The 19,085-nt window shown below is 70.3% G+C and carries 16 protein-coding genes and 1 tRNA gene; 13 read left to right on the forward strand and 4 right to left on the reverse strand.

What is annotated here, in order from left to right; genetic code table 11:
* Positions 1–12: 12 nt before the first annotated feature.
* The 6 genes from ACZ7C5_RS24035 to ACZ7C5_RS24060 all read left to right on the forward strand — a co-directional run bounded on the left by ACZ7C5_RS24035 (position 13) and on the right by ACZ7C5_RS24060 (position 6,940).
* Positions 13–537, forward strand: coding sequence for a PaaI family thioesterase (locus ACZ7C5_RS24035; protein WP_401079161.1), 525 nt, complete (start codon positions 13–15; stop codon positions 535–537).
* 630 nt (positions 538–1,167) lie between these two features.
* Positions 1,168–2,409, forward strand: coding sequence for a branched-chain amino acid ABC transporter substrate-binding protein (locus tag ACZ7C5_RS24040; protein WP_401079159.1), 1,242 nt, complete (start codon positions 1,168–1,170; stop codon positions 2,407–2,409).
* Positions 2,410–2,539: 130 nt separating this feature from the next.
* Positions 2,540–3,469 (forward strand): branched-chain amino acid ABC transporter permease, encoded by a 930-nt coding sequence (locus ACZ7C5_RS24045; protein WP_470323448.1) that lies wholly within the window; start codon positions 2,540–2,542, stop codon positions 3,467–3,469.
* Between the two features lie 5 nt (positions 3,470–3,474).
* Positions 3,475–5,406: a branched-chain amino acid ABC transporter permease gene (locus tag ACZ7C5_RS24050; RefSeq protein WP_470323491.1), complete on the forward strand. Its 1,932-nt coding sequence runs from the start codon at positions 3,475–3,477 to the stop codon at positions 5,404–5,406.
* Positions 5,407–5,414: 8 nt separating this feature from the next.
* A complete protein-coding gene (locus ACZ7C5_RS24055) occupies positions 5,415–6,227 on the forward strand; it encodes an ABC transporter ATP-binding protein (protein ID WP_401079787.1) in 813 nt (270 codons plus the stop codon).
* Entirely contained in the window at positions 6,224–6,940 is a 717-nt protein-coding gene (locus ACZ7C5_RS24060; RefSeq protein WP_401079156.1) for an ABC transporter ATP-binding protein, read from the forward strand. Before ACZ7C5_RS24055 ends, ACZ7C5_RS24060 begins: the two co-directional genes overlap by 4 nt.
* 74 nt (positions 6,941–7,014) lie before the next feature.
* Here the strand turns inward: ACZ7C5_RS24060 and ACZ7C5_RS24065 are convergent, their stop codons facing one another.
* Positions 7,015–7,701: an ANTAR domain-containing response regulator gene (locus ACZ7C5_RS24065; protein ID WP_401079154.1), complete on the reverse strand. Its 687-nt coding sequence runs from the start codon at positions 7,699–7,701 to the stop codon at positions 7,015–7,017.
* Between the two features lie 70 nt (positions 7,702–7,771).
* Here ACZ7C5_RS24065 and ACZ7C5_RS24070 point away from each other — a divergent pair.
* Positions 7,772–7,845 (forward strand) — tRNA-Leu (locus ACZ7C5_RS24070).
* 118 nt (positions 7,846–7,963) lie between these two features.
* Entirely contained in the window at positions 7,964–8,752 is a 789-nt protein-coding gene (locus tag ACZ7C5_RS24075) for a transposase (protein WP_401079152.1), read from the forward strand.
* A gap of 42 nt (positions 8,753–8,794) precedes the next feature.
* Here the strand turns inward: ACZ7C5_RS24075 and pyk are convergent, their stop codons facing one another.
* A complete protein-coding gene (gene pyk / locus ACZ7C5_RS24080) occupies positions 8,795–10,225 on the reverse strand; it encodes a pyruvate kinase (protein WP_401079150.1) in 1,431 nt (476 codons plus the stop codon).
* A 324-nt stretch (positions 10,226–10,549) separates the two neighbouring features.
* Between pyk and ACZ7C5_RS24085 the strand changes: the two genes are divergently transcribed.
* The 5 genes from ACZ7C5_RS24085 (at position 10,550) to ACZ7C5_RS24105 (ending at position 16,559) form a co-directional block, all read left to right on the forward strand.
* Positions 10,550–11,638 (forward strand): substrate-binding domain-containing protein, encoded by a 1,089-nt coding sequence (locus ACZ7C5_RS24085; protein ID WP_401079148.1) that lies wholly within the window; start codon positions 10,550–10,552, stop codon positions 11,636–11,638.
* Complete coding sequence (locus ACZ7C5_RS24090) at positions 11,635–13,287, forward strand: extracellular solute-binding protein (RefSeq protein ID WP_401079146.1); 1,653 nt, start codon at positions 11,635–11,637, stop codon at positions 13,285–13,287. The genes ACZ7C5_RS24085 and ACZ7C5_RS24090 overlap by 4 nt, the downstream gene beginning before the upstream one ends.
* Positions 13,274–13,825, forward strand: a complete 552-nt coding sequence (locus ACZ7C5_RS24095) for a hypothetical protein (RefSeq protein WP_470323449.1) — start codon at positions 13,274–13,276, stop codon at positions 13,823–13,825. Before ACZ7C5_RS24090 ends, ACZ7C5_RS24095 begins: the two co-directional genes overlap by 14 nt.
* Positions 13,826–14,077: 252 nt before the next feature.
* A complete protein-coding gene (locus ACZ7C5_RS24100; RefSeq protein ID WP_401079142.1) occupies positions 14,078–15,913 on the forward strand; it encodes a bifunctional metallophosphatase/5'-nucleotidase in 1,836 nt (611 codons plus the stop codon).
* Between the two features lie 76 nt (positions 15,914–15,989).
* Positions 15,990–16,559 (forward strand): Uma2 family endonuclease, encoded by a 570-nt coding sequence (locus tag ACZ7C5_RS24105; RefSeq protein WP_401079140.1) that lies wholly within the window; start codon positions 15,990–15,992, stop codon positions 16,557–16,559.
* Between the two features lie 88 nt (positions 16,560–16,647).
* Here the strand turns inward: ACZ7C5_RS24105 and ACZ7C5_RS24110 are convergent, their stop codons facing one another.
* Together ACZ7C5_RS24110 and ACZ7C5_RS24115 are read right to left on the reverse strand one after the other, a co-directional pair.
* Positions 16,648–18,105, reverse strand: coding sequence for an aldehyde dehydrogenase family protein (locus ACZ7C5_RS24110; RefSeq protein ID WP_188296925.1), 1,458 nt, complete (start codon positions 18,103–18,105; stop codon positions 16,648–16,650).
* Between the two features lie 49 nt (positions 18,106–18,154).
* Complete coding sequence (locus ACZ7C5_RS24115) at positions 18,155–19,021, reverse strand: helix-turn-helix domain-containing protein (protein ID WP_401079138.1); 867 nt, start codon at positions 19,019–19,021, stop codon at positions 18,155–18,157.
* Positions 19,022–19,085 lie beyond the last annotated feature (64 nt).

Genomic DNA, 19,085 nt, shown 5'->3' on the forward strand with positions numbered 1-19,085 from the left:
AGGAGCTCCCCGATGACCGACGCGGCCCCCGACACCGCACCCGAGACCGTCTCCGCGGCCGTCCCCGACACGGCGCCCGGCACCGCCCCCGACACCGCCCCCGTCCTGGACGTCCCGCAGGACGTGCTGGACCACTTCGCCAAGCTCGGCGTGAACCCGGAGACCTTCTCCGGCGGCCACCTCGGCGAGAAGCTCGGCATCCGGATCGTCGAGGCCTCCGGCGACCGCGTGGTCGGCACCATGCCGGTGGAGGGCAACCAGCAGCCGTACGGGCTGCTGCACGGCGGCGCCTCGGCGGCGCTGGCCGAGACGCTGGGCTCGATCGGGGCGATGCTGCACGCCGGGCCCGGCCGGTACGCGGTCGGCGTGGACCTCAACGCCACCCACCACCGCTCGGCCACCTCCGGACTGGTGACGGGGGTGGCGACGGCCGTGTTCAAGGGCCGCACCGCCGCCACCTACGAGATCGCGATCACCGACGACACCGGCCGGCGGATCACCAGCTGCCGGCTGACCTGCATGCTGCGCGACCTCTGAGCCCCCGGCCTCCGGCCTCCGACCCCCACCCTGACCTCCGCGCCGACAACGTCCGTACCGCACCGGAGAGTTCACCCGGGACGAGATCAAGTCCCTTTCCCGCCCCCTTGTTTGACCTTCCGCCACCCTGGGCAGGCGTTGGTCTGGACAAGGGGGCGTTCACATGCCCGGGCGCAGTCGGCGCGCAACCTGCGCTTGTAACGCTGCGTAACAAGTAGGAAATCCGATCAATTGCCGGTTCCGAGGGTCCCAAAACGCCCCGGGACCGCTTTGCCGCACCCTCGGTGTCCGAAATGCGGACGCTCAAGGCCGGAGGCAGGTCATCGGACACCAGTGTCCGATATTCGGTGATGCCAGCTGCAACCCCCATTTCTGGCCCTTACATCGGCCTACCAGGAAGTAAACGCCCGTCATCGCGGGATCGATCGAGCCAGAACGACCACATGATGAGACAATTGCTCTGTGTGCTCATAACAAGAGAATCACAGCCTGCTCGCAGCACTGCCCGAGCCGCCCAACGACATCTAGAGTCACGGCCAGTCACCGCGCCATTCGATTGGGCCAGGCCCTCCGCGCACTCCGGCTCCCGCCATTAAGGCGCGGGCGCCTCCTGAACCGAAGGGGACCCTCGTGCGTCACCGTTCAGCAGTTGTCGTGAGCATTGCCGTGATCGGCGCCCTCAGCCTCAGCGCCTGCGGCTCCCGCGGAGAGAAGAAGAACGCCGACGGCGGCGGCTCCAACTCCGGCTCCACCACCGTCGTCATCGGCGTCGACGCCCCGCTCACCGGCGACCTCTCCGCCCTCGGCCTCGGCATCCGCAACTCCGTCGACCTCGCCGTCAAGAAGGCCAACGAGACCAACGAGGTCCCCGGCGTCAAGTTCGAGATCAAGGCCCTGGACGACACCGGCAAGCCCGCCCCCGGCCAGCAGAACGCCACCCAGCTGGTCGGCGACCCCAAGGTCCTCGGCGTCGTCGGACCGCTCAACTCCAGTGTGGCGCAGTCGATGCAGCAGATCTTCGACGACGCGAGCCTGGTCCAGGTCTCCCCCGCCAACACCGGCGTCGCCCTCAGCCAGGGCGAGAAGTGGGCCAGCGGCGAGAAGAAGCGGCCCTTCACGTCCTACTTCCGCACCGCCACCACCGACGCCGTCCAGGGCCCGTTCGCCGCCCAGTTCCTCTACACCGACGCCAAGAAGACCAAGGTCTTCCTGATCGACGATCAGAAGACCTACGGCGCGGGCCTGGCAGGCACCTTCAAGGGCGAGTTCACCAAGCTCGGCGGCACCCTGGCCGGCGAGGAGCACGTCAACCCCGACGACCGCGACTTCTCCGCCATCGTCACCAAGGTCAGGAGCTCCGGCGCCGAGGCCGTCTACTACGGCGGCGAGTACCCCGCGGCCGGCCCGCTCTCCCTCCAGCTCAAGGAGGCCGGCGTCAACATCCCGCTGATGGGCGGCGACGGCATCCAGAGCGGCGACTTCATCAAGCTCAACCCCAAGAGCCAGGGCGACTACGCCACCGCCGTCGGCCTGCCGGTCGAGACCCTCGACACCGCCAAGAAGTACATCGCCGACTACAAGACGGCCGGCTACAAGGACGCCTACGAGACCTACGGCGGCTACTCCTACGACAGCGCCTGGGCCATCATCGAGGGCGTCAAGAACGCCGTGAAGGACAACAGCGGCAAGGTCCCCTCCGGCCAGGCCGGCCGCAAGGCCGTCCGCGACGCCGTCCAGAAGGTCACCTTCGACGGCGTCACCGGCAAGGTCTCCTTCGACGAGTTCGGCGACACCACCAACAAGCAGCTCACCGTCTACACCGTCAAGGACGGCAAGTGGGCCGTGGAGAAGTCCGGCACCTTCAAGGGCTGACTCTCCGTCACCACCCGTTCCACCGGCTCGACTTCTCCACACCGCGCGCGGGGGCGCCACGAGTGCCCCCGCGCGCGCCCACATCCACCACCCACGCGGACACCCCCGAACGCACTACGGAGGCCCAGCGGTGCACGACCTACCGCAGCAGCTGGCCAACGGCCTGATCCTCGGCGCCCTCTACGGGCTCGTCGCGATCGGCTACACGATGGTCTACGGCATCGTCCAGCTCATCAACTTCGCCCACGGCGAGATCGTCATGGTCGGCGGCTTCGGCGCCCTGACCGCCTACCTCGCCCTCCCCGGCGGCACCACCCTCTGGCTGGCCCTGCCGCTCATGCTGATCGCCGGCATCCTGGTCTCCACCCTCACCGCCGTCACCGCCGAGCGCTTCGCCTACCGCCCCCTGCGCAACGCCCCCCGGCTGGCCCCGCTGATCACCGCGATCGGGCTGTCCATCCTGCTCCAGCAGCTCGTCTTCTCCTTCTACCCGGACGCCAAGAAAGCCCGGGTCTTCCCCAAGCTCCCCGGCGACCCGTTCAGCCTCGGCTCCGTCACCATCCAGCGCAGCGACCTGTTCCTGATCATCGCCGCCCCCCTGTGCATGCTCGCCCTCGGCTGGTTCGTCACCCGCACCCGCTCCGGACGCGCCATGCAGGCCACCAGCCAGGACCCGGACACCGCCAAGCTGATGGGCATCGACACCGACCGCATCATCGTCATGGCCTTCGCCATCGGCGCCGCGTTCGCCGCCGTCGCCGCCGTCGCCTACGGGCTGCGCAGCGGCCAGGTCGACTTCCGGATGGGCTTCATCCTCGGCCTCAAGGCCTTCACCGCCGCCGTCCTCGGCGGCATCGGCAACATCTACGGAGCCATGCTCGGCGGCCTCGCCCTCGGCCTCGCCGAAGCCCTCGCCACCGGCTACATCCAGCACCTGCCCGGCATGCACCTCTTCGGAGGCGGTGCCTGGAAGGACGTCTGGGCCTTCGTACTCCTCATCCTCGTACTCCTGATCCGGCCCCAGGGCCTGCTCGGCGAGCGCGTCGCGGACAGGGCGTGACCACCATGACCACCACCCACACCGAGACGACCCCGGTCGTCCCGCTGCCGGCCCGCGCCGCCGCGGCCGTCACCGGCCTCGGCGCCCTCCTCACCGCCGCCTCCGCCGCCATGGCCTGGACCTGGACCTCCGACTTCCCCGGCGACCTCACCTACTACGGTTCGCCGGCCGGCCTCCAGTGGCTCGCCCTCGCCTCCGGCCTGCTCACCCTGGTCCTGCTGCTCGCCGGCCAGGGCGTCCCCGGCCTGCGCTGGGCCGCCCCCGCCCGCAGCCACAACGCCGTGCTGTACGCCGCCACCGGCGCCCTCACCCTCGCCGTCTACTCGGCCGCCGCCATCTCCGCCGACCTCGGCGGCCTCGCCAACCTCGAACCCGGCGGCTGGGCACTCCTCGCCGGCGGCCTGCTCGCCGTCCTCGGCGCCCTCGGCCTGCCGCTCGACCGCCGCACCGCCGTCCCGCTGCGGATTCTCGACAAGCGCCTCTTCCTGCTCGTCCCCGCCGCCCCCCTCGCCTGGTTCGGCGCCCACGCCATCCCCGAGGACAAGCCGGTGGCCCCGGTCATGACCGCCCTGGCCGGCGGGATCGTCATCGCCGCCGGCGCGGTCCTGCTGCTCCAGCTCGGCCACCTCGCCAACAGCGGACTGCGGCTGGGCCGGATCGACCGCCCGCTGCCCGCGCCGCGCGCCCTGCCCTCCTGGGCCGAGGTGCTGGTGATCGTCCTCGTCTTCGGGCTCGGACTGTTCGCGATCACCTTCGGCATCGACACCGAGTACGGCCAACTCTTCACCGGCTACCTGCTGTTCGTCGCCCTCGCCGTCCCCGCCCTGACCAGGGCCGGCCTGATCGCCCGGCTGCGCGCGCTGACCGTCAAGCACCGCCCGGTCACCACCGGCGCAGCCTTCGCCGCCGCCGCCAGCTTCCCGTTCACCCAGACCAGCGACCAGTACACCTCGGTCGCCACCAACATCCTGATCTTCGCCACCGTCGCCCTCGGCCTCAACATCGTCGTCGGCCTGGCCGGCCTGCTCGACCTCGGGTACGTCGCCTTCCTCGGCGTCGGCGCCTACGCCGCCGCCCTGGTCTCCGGCTCCCCCGCCTCGCCCATCCACGTCCAGTTCCCGTTCTGGGCCGCGATGCTCACCGGCGCCGTGGTCTCGATGATCTTCGGCGTGCTGATCGGCGCCCCCACCCTGCGGCTGCGCGGCGACTACCTCGCCATCGTCACCCTCGGGTTCGGCGAGATCTTCCGCATCACCATGCTCAACCTCAACGGCACCACCGGCCCCAAGGTCACCAACGGCTCCAACGGCATCCCGCGCATCCCCGACCTGGAGATCCTCGGCTTCGACCTCGGCAACCCGCACACCGTGTTCGGCGTCGAACTCGGCCGGTTCTCCAACTACTACCTGCTGATGCTGCTGGTCACCGCGCTGGTCGTGCTGGTCTTCGCCCGCGTCGGCAACTCCCGCATCGGCCGCGCCTGGGTCGCCATCCGCGAGGACGAGACCGCCGCCGAGGCCATGGGCATCAACGGCTTCCGGCTCAAGCTGCTCGCCTTCGCCCTCGGCGCCCTGCTGGCCGGCCTGGCCGGCACCGTCCAGGCCCACGTCAGCTACACCGTCACCCCCGACCAGTACACCTTCGCCGAGGCCCTCCCGCCGAACTCCGCCTTCCTGCTCGCCGCGGTCATCCTCGGCGGCATGGGCACCATCAGCGGCCCGCTGGCCGGCGCCACCCTGCTCTTCCTCATCCCGAAGAAGCTCGAGTTCCTCGCCGACTACCAGCTCCTCGCCTTCGGCGCCGCCCTCATCCTCCTGATGCGGGTGCGCCCCGAAGGGCTCATCCCCAACCGTCGCCGGCAGCTGGAGTTCCACGAGGCCGACATCCCGGCCCAGACCGCCGGCGAGCCGACCGCACTCACCAAGGCAGGGGCGTGACCGACCCGATGACCACCACCACCGCCGCACCCCTGCTCGAAGTCACCGGCGTCACCATGCGCTTCGGCGGCCTCATCGCGGTCAACGACGTCTCGCTGACCGTCGGCGAAGGCGAGATCATCGGTCTGATCGGCCCCAACGGCGCCGGCAAGACCACCTTCTTCAACTGCCTCACCGGCCTGTACGTCCCCACCGAGGGCGCCGTCCGCTTCCGCGACACCCTGCTGCCGCCCAAGCCCCACCTGGTCACCCAGGCCGGCATCGCCCGCACCTTCCAGAACATCCGGCTGTTCGCCAACATGACCGTCCTGGAGAACGTCCTGGTCGGCCGGCACACCCGCACCAGGGAGGGCATCTTCTCCGCCGTCCTGCGCGGCCCCCGCTACCACCGCGCCGAGGCCGAGAGCCGCGAGAGGGCCATGGAACTCCTGGAGTTCACCGGCCTCGCCGAGAAGGCCGACCACCTCGCCCGCAACCTCCCGTACGGCGAGCAGCGCAAGCTGGAGATCGCCCGCGCCCTCGCCTCCGAACCCGGCCTGCTGCTGCTCGACGAGCCCACCGCCGGCATGAACCCCCAGGAGACCCGCGCCGCCGAGGAACTCGTCTTCGCGATCCGCGACAGGGGCGTCTCCGTCCTCGTCATCGAGCACGACATGCGCTTCATCTTCAACCTCTGCGACCGCACCGCGGTGCTCGTCCAGGGCCAGAAGATCGTCGAGGGCGACCGCGAGACCGTCCAGAACGACGAACGCGTCATCACCGCCTACCTGGGCGCCCCGCTCGAAGGCACCACCCCGGCCGTTACGGAGTCCGACCAGTGACCGCACTTCTCGAAGTCCAGGACCTCCGCGTCGCCTACGGCAAGATCGAGGCCGTCAAGGGCATCGGCTTCACCGTCGAACAGGGCGAGGTCACCACCCTGATCGGCACCAACGGCGCCGGCAAGACCACCACCCTGCGCACCCTGTCCGGCCTGCTCAAGCCCACCGCCGGACGGATCACCTTCGACGGCCGGGACCTCTCCACCGTCCCCGCCCACAAGATCGTCGCACTCGGCCTCGCCCACTCCCCCGAGGGCCGGCACATCTTCCCGCGGATGACCATCGAGGAGAACCTCCTCCTCGGCGCCTTCCTGCGCACCGACGCCGCCGGCATCACCGCGGACGTCGAACGGGCCTACGAGCTGTTCCCGATCCTCGGCGAACGCCGGCGGCAGGCGGCCGGCACGCTCTCCGGCGGCGAGCAGCAGATGCTCGCCATGGGACGGGCTCTGATGTCCCGGCCGAAGCTGCTGATGCTGGACGAGCCCTCGATGGGGCTCTCGCCGCTGATGATGCAGAAGATCATGGCCACCATCGTGGAACTGAAGTCCTCCGGCACGACCATCCTGCTGGTCGAGCAGAACGCCCAGGCGGCGCTCTCGCTCTCCGACCGCGGCTACGTCATGGAGACCGGCCGCGTCGTCCTCTCGGGGACGGGAGCGGACCTCCTGCACGACGAGTCCGTCCGCAAGGCCTACCTCGGCGAGGACTGAGCCTTCCGCACCCGAAAAGGGCCCGGCGGTAACGTTCTGCCGGGCCCTTCGCGCATGCCCTGTCCGGACGGGTCCTATTCGGACGTGCCCTCGTCCGCCTTCTTGCGGTCCTGGGCCTCGCCCTCCTCGATGACCGCCTCGGCCACCGCCGCCATCGTCATCCGACGGTCCATCGAGGTCTTCTGGATCCACCGGAAGGCGGCCGGCTCGTTCAGCCCGAACTTGGTCTGGAGCACGCCCTTCGCCCGGTCCACCAGCTTCCGGGTCTCCAGCCGCTGGCTGAGGTCCCCGATCTCCTTCTCCAGCGCCCGCATCTCCGCGTACCGGGAGACCGCCATCTCGATCGCCGGCACCAGGTCCGACTTCGAGAACGGCTTGACGATGTACGCCATCGCCCCCGCGTCCCGCGCCCGGTCCACCAGCTCCCGCTGCGAGAACGCCGTCAGCATCAGCACCGGCGCCAGGTGCTTGTCGTGGATCTGCTCGGCCGCGGACAGCCCGTCCAGCACCGGCATCTTCACGTCGAAGATCGCCAGGTCCGGCTTCAGCTCCTCCACCAACCGCACCGCCGTCTGCCCGTCTCCGGCCTCACCGACGACGGTGTACCCCTCCTCCTCGAGCATCTCCTTGAGGTCGAGACGGATCAGCGCCTCGTCCTCGGCGATCACAATCCGTGTGATCTGGGGCGTTTCGGTCTCAAGCGGCTGCGCCTGCTCGTCGGCGGTGCTCACGGGGCTCCTAGTTCCGGCGGGGTACTGCATGCACGAGGGTACCTAGACACGGTATGTTTGAACCCAGCAGGGTCGGGGGGCAACCTTCGAAACTGTGGATGCCCCGGTAGCCCAGTGGTGAGAGGCACGGCGCTCAAACCGCCGACAGCGTGGGTTCGAATCCCACCCGGGGTACCTTCCTTCGATTTACAAGCCACTTAGGGCAACCTGATGGTTGGCGATCTTCATCCGTTCGGGCGGTAACCATCCCATTCGCCTGCGCGTTCGGCGCAGGGCGCTCAAGATCGCCCACATGGCAGTCCGATCCACCCGTGACGAGGCCGTTCACCTGCTGCGCCGAGGCGTTCGCAATGCCGACGTGGCCCGCCGGCTCGGAGTACCTCAGGGCACGGTCGGTGCGTGGAAGCACAAGGACCGGGCAAAGCGAGGCGAACTTCCCGGACGCAGACGCTCCACCTGCCCGCACTGCTACGGCGACCAACTGAACCGCCCGATGTACGCCTATCTTCTCGGCCTCTATCTCGGTGACGGCCATATCCTGTTGCCCAACGAATACCGCAGGACCCAGAGTCTCCAAATCACCTGCGACGAGAAGTGGCCCGGCATCATCGACTCCGCCGAACAGGCCATGCGCCAGGTCCTCCCCCACAACACGCCCTGCCGAGTCCGCCGAACCGGCTGTCGCGACGTGAAGGTCTACTCGAATCATCTGACCTGTCTCTTCCCCCAGCACGGCCCCGGCAAGAAGCACGAGCGCACCATAGCCCTGGCCCGTTGGCAGCAGGAGATCGTCGACGCCCACCCCTGGGAGTTCCTGCGCGGACTGATCCACTCCGACGGCTGCCGCATCACCAACTGGACGACCCGGGACGTCGGCGGCACCAAGAAGCGCTACGAGTACCCGCGCTACTTCTTCACCAACACCTCGACCGACATCATCGGCCTCTTCACCGCCACCCTCGACGCCGTCGGCGTCCAGTGGAAGGCCGCGGTACCCCGCCCGACCGGCCGGGTCAACATCTCCGTCGCCCGCAAGGACTCCGTCGCCCTGATGGACGCCCACATCGGCCCCAAGTACTGACGGCGGCGCGGCCCCCGGGAGGGCCGCGCCGCCGAAGGGCGGTCAGACGTCCAGCGTCCCCACGTGATGGACGCGGACGAGGTTGGTGGAGCCCGCCAGGCCGGGCGGGGAGCCTGCCGTGATGACGACGATGTCGCCCTTCTGGCAGCGGCCGAGCGACAGCAGGGCCGCGTCGACCTGCTCGACCATCTGGTCCGTGGTCGGGGCGAACGGGCCGAGGAAGGTCTCCACGCCCCAGGTGAGGGCGAGTTGGCTCCGTACGGCCGGCTCGTAGGTGAAGGCGAGCACCGGGATCGGCGAGCGGTAGCGGGTCAGCCGGCGCGCGGTGTCGCCGGACTGGGTGAAGGCGATCAGGTACTTGGCGTGCAGGAAGTCGCCGATCTCGGCGGCCGCGCGGGCGACGGCGCCGCCCTGGGTCCGCGGCTTGCTGCCGGTGGTGAGCGGCGGGAGGCCCGCGGCCAGGATGTCGTTCTCGGCGGCCTCGACGATCCGGGCCATGGTCTTGACCGTCTCGACCGGGTACTTGCCCACCGAGGTCTCCCCGGAGAGCATCACCGCGTCCGTCCCGTCCAGCACGGCGTTGGCGACGTCCGAGGCCTCGGCGCGGGTCGGCCGGGAGGTGTTGATCATCGAGTCGAGCATCTGGGTCGCCACGATGACCGGCTTGGCGTTGCGGCGGGCGAGCTTGATGGCGCGCTTCTGGACCAGCGGGACCTGTTCGAGGGGCATCTCCACGCCCAGGTCGCCGCGGGCCACCATGATCCCGTCGAAGGCGTCGACGACGGACTCCAGCTCGTCCACCGCCTGCGGCTTCTCGATCTTGGCGATGACCGGGACGTGACGCCCCTCCTCCGCCATGATCCGGTGGACGTCCTCGATGTCCCGCCCGCTGCGGACGAAGGAGAGGGCGATCAGGTCGGCCCCGGTCCGCAGCGCCCACCGCAGGTCGGCGACGTCCTTGTCGCTGAGTGCGGGGACGGAGACGGCGACGCCGGGGAGGTTGAGGCCCTTGTGGTCGGAGACCAGGCCGCCCTCGATGACCAGGCAGCGCACCCGCGGCCCGTCGACGGCGACGACCTCCAGGGTGACCCGGCCGTCGTCGACCAGGATGCGCTCGCCGCGGCTGACGTCCCCGGCGAGTCCGGCGTAGGTGGTTCCGCAGCCGTCCTTGTCCCCCACGACGCCCTTGTCGGTGGAGATGGTGAACTCGTCGCCGCGTTCGAGAAGTACCGGCCCGTGGGCGAAGGTGTCGAGCCGGATCTTCGGGCCTTGAAGGTCGGCGAGGATGCCGACGCTGCGGCCGGTCTCGTCGGCGGCCTTGCGGACGCGGCGGTAGCGTTCCTCGTGCTCGGCGTGCGAGCCGTGGCTGAGGTTCAGTCGGGCGATGTCCATCCCGGCGTCGACCAGGGACTTGATCTGGTCGTACGAGTCGGTGGCGGGCCCGAGGGTACAGACGATTTTTGCTCGGCGCATAGTGCTGAGACTAGGCATTACCGGCGCGTAACCACGACGCGGGTCCGGACTGCGGGATGACCGTTGCCGTAAGGCGAGTTGAACAATCTGACACATCCTCGGACCACCGTGCGAGCGCCCCGTTCCACGCCCCCGCCGCACCACTCCCGCGCCGCTCCCGGAGCCGCGGTCGATGCGATTCCGTGAAGGGGTGTTCACCCCCGGTTCACCGGTGCTTCCGTCACCGCTCCCCGCCCGGCGAGACGCTCGTCACCCACGGGTGACTGCCCGGGCTCGCCGGGCGACCACCCGGACGAAGTAGCGGACGAGGGGGAAGCGTTCGGCATGAAACGCGCACTGAGCGTGGTGGCGGCCCTGGCCCTGCTGGGCGGGGTGGCCTACGCGCTGATCCCCGACCCGAAGGACACCAAGACCGTCACCGTCACCGGCCTGATCGGCTCGGAGAAGCGTGACTTCTTCGACAACCCCGACGTCAAGGCCGAGTTGAAGAGGCAGGGCCTGGTGGTCAAGGCGGTGCCGACCGGCTCCTGGACGATGGACGAGCAGGCGAGGAACACCCCGAACCTGGACTTCGCCTTCCCGGCGAGCAGCGCGCCGGCGCTGGCCATCCAGCGGGACTGGCAGCAGAAGGACTCGCCGCGGGTGCAGTTCTACTCCCCGCTGGTGATCGTCACGCACCAGTCGGTGGCGGACGTGCTGAAGGCCAACGACCTTGCCGCCGTGAACGATTCGGGCGTCTGGACGTTCAACATGGACAAGTACGTGGAGGCCCTGAAGCAGGGCGGCCGGCAGTGGGAGACGCTGACGGACGCGGCCAAGCACCCGGAGCTGGCCGGCACGATGTACGTGTCGACCACGGATCCGGAGAGCTCCTCCTCGGGCGCCCTGTACCTGGCGGTCCTGTCCTACCTCGCGAACGGCAAGAAGGTGGTGTCCGACGACGCGGGCCTGAACGCCGTCAAGGGCGTCGTGTACGACGCGAACCGGTTCCAGGGGCTGCAGAAGGTCAGCAGTGACGGGCCGTTCCGGGAGTTCGGCGCGGGGGTCAACACGATGGTCTTCGCGTACGAGTCGCAGGCGGCCGCCCTGCCGATCCAGGGCAAGGAGATCGGGGACATGGTGGTGATGTACCCGACCACCACGATCAAGACGGACCACACCCTGGTGGCCAGGACGCCCGACGGCCAGAAACTGGCCGACGCGCTGGTGAACAGCCCTGAGCTGCGCAAGCTGGAGGCCAGGTTCGGCCTGCACCCGGACACCGAGCCCGACCTGTTCTGGAACGAGGTGCGGGGCAAGCAGCCGAAGTTCGTCCAGGACGTCCGGTCCGCGGGGCTGGCCCTGGCTCCGGTGCCCTCGCTCGAGTACATGAAGAAGCTCACCACCGCGGCGAAGACCGGGAGTGTGAAGTGACCCTCCGCACCAAGCGCCACAGCCGGCTCGCCGTGGCCCTGACGGCCGCTCTCGCCGCCGTGACCGCCTGCACCTCCGGCGGCGACGACCCCCGCCCCGGCCCCAGCGACCCGCCGGCCCCGACGGCCCGCGCCGGGGTGCTGCGCGTCCTGGCCGGCAGTGAACTCCAGGACCTGGCACCGGTCCTGGAGGACGCCAGGAAGGCCACCGGGGTGACGGTGCAGTTCTCCTGGACGGGCTCCGTCGACGGCGCCGACACCGTCTCCTCGGGCCGGGCCGACGGCAAGTACGACGCCGTGTGGTTCCCGTCCAACCAGTACCTGCGGCTCGATCCGGCCGGCCGGTCCAAGGTGGTCTCCGAGACCCCGGTGATGGTCTCGCCGGTGGCGATCGGGGTGCGCTCCTCGGTGCTCGGGGAACTCGGCTGGGGCGACGGCTCCAAGGTCACCTGGGCGCAGGTCGGCGAGGCGGCCGCGGCCGGCAAGCTGCCGTACGGGATGGCCGACCCGTCGCGTTCCAACTCGGGCTTCTCCACCCTGGTCGCGGTGGCCTCGGCCTTCTCCGGCGCCGGCGCGGCGCTGTCCGACGCGGACGTGCAGAAGGCCACGCCGCAGCTGAAGGAGTTCTTCAAGGGCCAGAAGCTGACCTCGGGCTCCTCCGGCTGGCTGGCGCAGGCGTACACCCGGGCCGAGTCGGGCGTGGTGGGCGCGCTGGTGAACTACGAGTCGGTGCTGCTGTCGCTGAACAGGACGCTGCCGCCGCAGCAGCAGCTGACGGTGGTGCGGCCGCTGGACGGCGTGGTGTCCGCGGACTACCCGCTCTCGCTGATGTCCGCCGCGTCGGCGGACCAGCGCGACGCGTTCCAGCGGCTGACCTCGTACCTGCTCAAGGAGGACGTGCAGAAACGCATCTCCGAGACCACGCTGCGCCGCCCCGCGACGGCGGGCGTCGCCCCCGCCGCCGGGCTGCCCTCGGACCGCCGCAGGGAACTGCCGTTCCCCGGCACCAGGCAGGTCGCGGACGGGCTGCTGGCCGCGTACCAGAACGAGCTGCGCCGCCCGTCCAGGACGGTGTACGTGCTGGACACCTCGGGCTCGATGGAGGGCTCGCGGATCGCCGCCCTGAAGTCGGCCCTGGGCCGGCTGACCGGGGCGGACGACACCCGCGGGGTGCGCCGCTTCCGGGACCGCGAGGAGATCACGCTGCTCTCCTTCGCCTCCGCGGTGAAGTGGACCAAGACCCACGTGGTGCCGCCCTCGGGCAGCCGGCCGGGCCCGGAGGCGGAGCTGGCGTCCATCGACGCGGACGTGCAGTCGCTGGCCGCCTCGGGCGGGACGGCGGTGTACTCCTCGCTGGAGGAGGCGTACCGGGTGATCGAGCGCCAGCAGGCGGCGGCCGGTGACGACCGGTTCACCTCGATCGTGCTGATGACCGACGGGGAGAGCAACGCCGGTGCCTCGGACGGCGACTTCAAGCGCTTCCACGACGCGCTGCCGGCCGCGGAGAAGCGGATCCCGGTGTTCCCGATCAAGTTCGGGGAGGCGGCGGTGGGCCAGCTCCAGGGGATCGCGGACCTGAGCGGCGGCAAGCTGTTCGACGGGACGGGCTCGCTGGACGGGGTGTTCGAGGAGATCCGTGGCTACCAGTGACGGATTCGGCTCCCGGCTGCTGCGCTACCTGGAGTCGCCCAAGAACCTGGTCGGCTGCGCGGGTGGCGCGGCCGGGCTGGGGCTGCACTTCGCCGGCCTGGGCGGGGCCTGGTGGCCGGGGGTGGTGGCCGCGCTGTACGGGGCGGGCGCGCTGCTGACGCCAGGCCCGACGCCCCCGCGGCCGCTCCCGGCCGGGCGGCCCGAGCCGCCCGAGGCCCCCGTACCGCCCGTACGGGAACCCGTGGAGCCCCCGCCTCCTGCGCCCGTTCCCGTGCCGGACCCGGAGCTGGAGGCGCTGGCCGCCTACCTGGAGACCGTGCCGCTGCCGCCCTCCGCCGAGGTGGACGCCCTGGTGGCGGCGCTGCGCGCGGCCGGCCCCGGGCCGGTGGCCGAGCGGATCGTCCGGCACCGGCTGCCGGTCGCGGTGGCCGGCTACCTGCGGGCGCGGACCTGGCAGCCCTGGGCGGGCCCGGGCACGCCGGACCCGGCGGCCGAACTGGCCGCGGAGGTCGGCCGGCTGGTGGGCGACCTGTCCTGATCCGTCGCCGGCGGGCCGGCCCATTACCACCGCGCACCTCCCCCGCCCCCGTCACGAACGAGTCGCCAAGATCTCACCTCCTGGACACGTTCGGGGGCTACCCAGCGGCCCGGCCCGCACGGCACACTTCTACGCGCGTCCTTCTACGCGCGTCGACGCGTCGCCGCGTGCACGCGCGCAAGCTCACGCGCACCTGCTCACGAACACCAGTTGACGGCCCATCCGCCGTCGCCCCACTCGGGAGAGTCGTCCATGCCCCTGAACCGCCGTGACTTCGTCACCCGGTCCGCCGCCACCGCCGCCGGCGCCGCCCTGGCCGGTGGCGCCGCCCTGGCCGCCGCCCCCTCCGCCGCGGCCGCCCAGCCGGACACGGCGGCCGCCAAGGGTCCGCAGCGCAAGCCGCGCACCCAGGCCTTCACCGTCATGGGCACCACCGACCTGCACGGCCGGGTGCTCAACTGGGACTACTTCACCGACGCCGAGTACACCGACAAGGCCCACAACGCGGTCGGCCTCGCCAAGATCTCCACCCTGGCCAACCAGGTGCGCGAGGAGAAGGGCTGGAACCGCTGCCTGCTCATCGACTCCGGTGACACCATCCAGGGCACCCAGCTGTCCTACTACTACGCCCGGATCGAGTCGATCGACACCGAGGCCGACACCGTGCCGGACCACCCGATGGCCGTCGCCATGAACCTCATGGAGTACGACGCCGCCGCGCTCGGCAACCACGAGTTCAACTACGGCATCCCGCTCCTGAAGGCCTACCAGGACCAGCTGGAGTTCCCGCTGCTGGGCGCCAACGCGCTGAACGCGAAGAACGAGAAGCCGGCCTTCAAGCCGTACGTGATCAAGGAGCTGCGGCTGGGCGAGGGCCGGCCGCTGAGGGTCGGCATCCTCGGCCTCACCAACCCGGGCATCGCGATCTGGGACAAGGCCAACGTCAGCGGCAAGATGGTCTTCCCCGGCATCGTCGAGACCGCCGCCACCTGGGTGCCGCGGATGAAGGCTGCGGGCGCGGACGTCATCGTGGTCTCCTCGCACTCGGGCTGCGACGAGGCGACCACCTGGGGCGACCAGCTGCCCTGGGCCGAGAACGCCTCGGTGGCCCTGGCGGAGACCGTCCCCGACATCGACGCGGTGCTGGTCGGCCACGCCCACAAGGAGATCGCCCAGCGCCTGGTCGTCAACAAGAAGACCGGCAGGACGGTCGTGCTCTCCGAGCCGCTCTGCTACGGCCAGCGGCTGACCTGCTTCGACTTCGAGGCCGAGTTCGCGGGCGGTGCCTGGAAGGTCTCCTCGGTCTCCTCCCGGCTGCTGAACTCCAACACCGTGCCGGAGAACCCGGAGATCACCGACGCGATCGCCGGGCAGCACAAGAAGGTCGTCGCGTACGTCAACCAGAACATCGGCAGCAGCAAGATCGCACTGTCGATCGCCGAAGCCCCCTTCAAGGCCACCCCGATCATCGACCTGATCGGCAGGGTCCAGGCCGACGCCGTCAAGACGGCACTGGCGGGCGGGCAGTACGCCGGCCTCCCGGTGCTGGCCCAGGCCGCCCCGTTCAACCGCACCGCCCTGATCCCGTCCGGCCAGGTGAAGCTGCGCGACGCCGCGGGCCTGTACATCTACGAGAACACCCTGGAGGCCCGCATCCTGACGGGCGCCCAGCTCAAGGACTACCTTGAGTACTCGGTGAAGTACTACAACCAGCTCGCCCCGGGCGCCCCGGTCGACAAGGACACCCTGACCGGCGCCGAGGCCACCCCGGACTACAACTACGACTCGGTCTACGGCCTGAGCTACGACATCGACATCGCCCAGCCGAAGGGCCGGCGGATCGTCAACCTGTCCTTCCAGGGCAAGCCGATCGACCCGGCCGCCGAGTTCGTCCTCGCCGTCAACAACTACCGCGCCAACGGCGGCGGCAACTTCCCGCACGTCGCCAAGGCCAAGATGATCTGGTCGGACTCCGACGAGATCCGCAACACCATGATCGCCTGGGTGAAGGCCAAGGGCACCATCGACCCCGCCGACTTCTTCACCGACTCCTGGCGCCTCGTCCGCGCCGGCCAGCCGGTCTTCTGACCGACGCTCCCACCGGAAGGCCGTCGCCCCCGTCGGGGCGGCGGCCTTCCGGCCTGTCCGGTGGAAGAATGGCTCCATGAGCGAGTTGCAGATCCCGGAGCGCCACGCGCGGCTGCTGGCCTACGCGCAGAGTCTGACGCCTCCCAGCGGTTGGAAGATCGAGATCTCCGGCGACGAGATCATCATGATGGCCGGCCCATCGGTGATCCATCAACGCAACCTGCTGCTTGTGCGCGAGCAGTTCGACGCCCACCGCCCCGCCGACCTGATGCCCAGCGAGAACACCGACCTCGCCTCCCCGAACGTCGGCAAGCTGCGCAACCCCGACCTGACCTACATCCCGCTTTCGGCGCTCGAGGAGGGCGGCAACCAGGTCCCCGCCGAACAGGCCGCCATCGCCGTGGAGATCGTCTCCCCGTCGAACCCGGAGAACGACCTGGTCGGCAAGGTCCGCGACTATCCGCTGATGGCCATCCCGCTGTACCTGCTGATCGACCCTCGCGAGGGCGAGCTGACGCTCTACTCCGAGCCGTCCGGCAGCGGCTACCACCGTCAGTGGAGCGGCAGGTTCGGGGACCCGGTCCCGGTCCCGGCCCCCTTCGACTTCACGCTCGCCACCGACGCCCTGGTCCGCTACCCGGCCTGAACGGTCGAGTGCCACGGGCCTCCCGGCGGCACCCGCCGGGAGGCCCGCACATTCGACGTCCCCGGATCGGAACCGGATCGGAACCGGATCAGAAGGGGAAGACCGCGCGCTCGTGCTGGACGGAGATCCACTTCACGGTGGTGAAGGCGTCCACCGTGGCCTCGCCGTTGAGGCGGCCGACGCCGGAGTTCTTCTCGCCGCCGAAGGGCACGCCCGGCTCGTCGGCGATGGTGCCGCCGTTGACGTGGATCATGCCGGTCTCGACCCGCTGGGCGACCTTCACGCCGCGCTCGACGTTGCCGGTGTGCACCGCCCCGCTGAGCCCGAACGGCGAGTCGTTGGCGAGCCGCACGGCCTCGTCCTCGCCGTCGAAGGGCACCAGCAGCACGATCGGGCCGAAGAGTTCGTTGCGCAGGATCGGCGCGTCCTCCGCGAGGCCGGTGAGCACCGTCGGCGCCATCAGGCTGCCGACCGTGGTGCCGCGCAGCAGCGCGGTGGCGCCGGCCGCGACGGCCTGGTCGACCTGGGCGTCGAGGGCGTCGGCCTGGACGGGGTTGATCAGCGGGCCGATGTGGGTGGCCGGGTCCCTCGGGTCGCCGACGACGAGCGAGGCCACCTTGGCGACGAACTTCTCGGTGAACTCGGCCTCGACGGCGCGGTCCACCAGCACCCGGTTCGCCGACATGCAGACCTGCCCCTGGTGGACGAAGCGGCTGAACACCGCCGCGTCCACGGCGTGGTCCACGTCCGCGTCGTCCAGCACGATCAGCGCGCTGTTGCCGCCGAGCTCCAGGACCGTCCGCTTGAAGTGGCCTGCGGCGACGGTGGCGACGTGCCGGCCGACCTTGTCGGAGCCGGTGAACGAGATCACCTTGGGCACCGGGTGCTCCAGGAAGGCGTCGCCGACCTCGGCGATGTCCGTGATCACCACGTTCAGCAGGCCGGGCGGCAGGCCCGCCTCCTCGAAGAGCTTGGCGATCAGCCCGCCGCCGACCACCGGGGTCTCCTGGTGCGGCTTGAGGACGACGCCGTTGCCGAGCGCGAGCGCCGGGGCGACGGCCTTGAGCGCCAGGTACAGCGGGAAGTTGAACGGGCTGATCACGCCGACCACGCCGACCGGCAGCCGGTAGAGCCGGTTCTCCCGGCCCTGGGCGGGCGAGGTCAGCAGCCGGCCCTCGGGGGCCACGGACTGGTACAGGCAGTCCCGCAGCAGGTCCTTGACCAGCGACAGTTCGAAGCCCGCCTTCAGCGCGGTGCCGCCGAGCTCCGCCATGATCGCCCCGACGATCTCCGGCTCCCACTCCTCCAGAAGCCGCAGCGCCCGCTCGAAGACCAGCCGCCGCTGGTACGGGTTGGTGGCGGCCCACTCCTTCTGGGCGCGCTGGGCCGCGCGGTAGGCCAGGTCGACCTCGGCGACGGTGGCGACGGTGATGGTGGCGAGCTTGTCCCCGGTGTAGGGATCGACGTCGACGATGTCCCAGGAGCCGCTGCCCGTGCGCCACTCGCCGTCGATGTACTGCAGCGCCAACTCGGAGAAGTACGACATCTGATCCCTCTCATGCACCGACCTGATGAGACATCATCGTACTGACGTATTACAGCTCCTGGCGCACCGCGTACAGAAGATCGCGGGTCAGTTCCGGGCTCAGGCTGTCGGCGACCAGGTCGTCCATCGCCTGCCGGTACTCGGCCACCTCGGTCGGCTTGTCGAGGTAGAGCGCGGTGGTGAACTGCTCCAGGTACACCACGTCCGCCAGCTCGGCCTCGGCGAAGCCCAGGACGGTGAACGCGCCGCTCTCCGCGCTCAGTCCGGCGTTGCCCAGCGGCAGCACCTGGAGCCGGACGTTGGGCAGCTCGCCGAGCTCCAGCAGCCGGTCCAGCTGGCCGCGCATCAACCCGGGACCGCCCCAGGGCCGGCGCAGCGCGGCCTCGTCCAGCACGGCGACCAGCCGCGGCGCCCGCTCCCCGGTGAGCACCCCCTGCCGCTTGAGGCGTACGTCGACCCTGCGCTCGATCTCCTCCGGACCGTTGGCGTGGCAGCCGGCGGTGACCACGGCCCGGGCGTAGTCGGCGGTCTGCAACAGCCCGTGGACGAACTGGACCTCGTAGCTGCGGATCTCGGCCGCGGCCTCCTCCAGCCCGAGGTAGTTCTGGAACCAGCCGGGCAGCACGTCCCCGTACTCGTGCCACCAGGAGCTGGCGTTGGCGTCGCGCAGCAGCCCGAGCACGGTGGCCCGCTCCGGCTCGGCCTCGACCCCGTACAGGGTCAGCAGGTCGGCCACGTCACGCTCCTTGAAGCCGACCCGGCCGAGTTCCATCCGGCTGATCTTCGACTCGGAGGCCCGGATCGAGTACCCGGCCTCCTCCCGGCTGACGCCTCTGGCCTCGCGGAGCTTGCGCAGCTGGGTGCCGAGCAGCAGACGCCGTACGGTGGCGCCCCCGCCTGCCTGAGTCGTGCCCATCGAAGTCACCCTCCGCACTCGCCCAGCCCCCCGGCCGTCGGCCGCAGTCTGCCACCTGGCACCG

Source organism: Kitasatospora sp. NPDC036993 (assembly GCF_055607525.1).

Bases quoted from the DNA above. Each gene is read 5' to 3' on its own strand.
- ACZ7C5_RS24050 (WP_470323491.1), top strand. From the start codon at position 3,475: ATGACCACCACCCACACCGAGACGACCCCGGTCGTCCCGCTGCCGGCC.
- ACZ7C5_RS24075 (WP_401079152.1), top strand. From the start codon at position 7,964: ATGGCAGTCCGATCCACCCGTGACGAGGCCGTTCACCTGCTGCGCCGA.
- ACZ7C5_RS24105 (WP_401079140.1), top strand. From the start codon at position 15,990: ATGAGCGAGTTGCAGATCCCGGAGCGCCACGCGCGGCTGCTGGCCTAC.
- ACZ7C5_RS24065 (WP_401079154.1), bottom strand. From the start codon at position 7,701: ATGCAGTACCCCGCCGGAACTAGGAGCCCCGTGAGCACCGCCGACGAG.
- ACZ7C5_RS24115 (WP_401079138.1), bottom strand. From the start codon at position 19,021: ATGGGCACGACTCAGGCAGGCGGGGGCGCCACCGTACGGCGTCTGCTG.
- ACZ7C5_RS24100 (WP_401079142.1), top strand. From the start codon at position 14,078: ATGCCCCTGAACCGCCGTGACTTCGTCACCCGGTCCGCCGCCACCGCC.
- pyk (WP_401079150.1), bottom strand. From the start codon at position 10,225: ATGCGCCGAGCAAAAATCGTCTGTACCCTCGGGCCCGCCACCGACTCG.
- ACZ7C5_RS24055 (WP_401079787.1), top strand. From the start codon at position 5,415: ATGACCACCACCACCGCCGCACCCCTGCTCGAAGTCACCGGCGTCACC.
- ACZ7C5_RS24110 (WP_188296925.1), bottom strand. From the start codon at position 18,105: ATGTCGTACTTCTCCGAGTTGGCGCTGCAGTACATCGACGGCGAGTGG.
- ACZ7C5_RS24035 (WP_401079161.1), top strand. From the start codon at position 13: ATGACCGACGCGGCCCCCGACACCGCACCCGAGACCGTCTCCGCGGCC.
- ACZ7C5_RS24085 (WP_401079148.1), top strand. From the start codon at position 10,550: ATGAAACGCGCACTGAGCGTGGTGGCGGCCCTGGCCCTGCTGGGCGGG.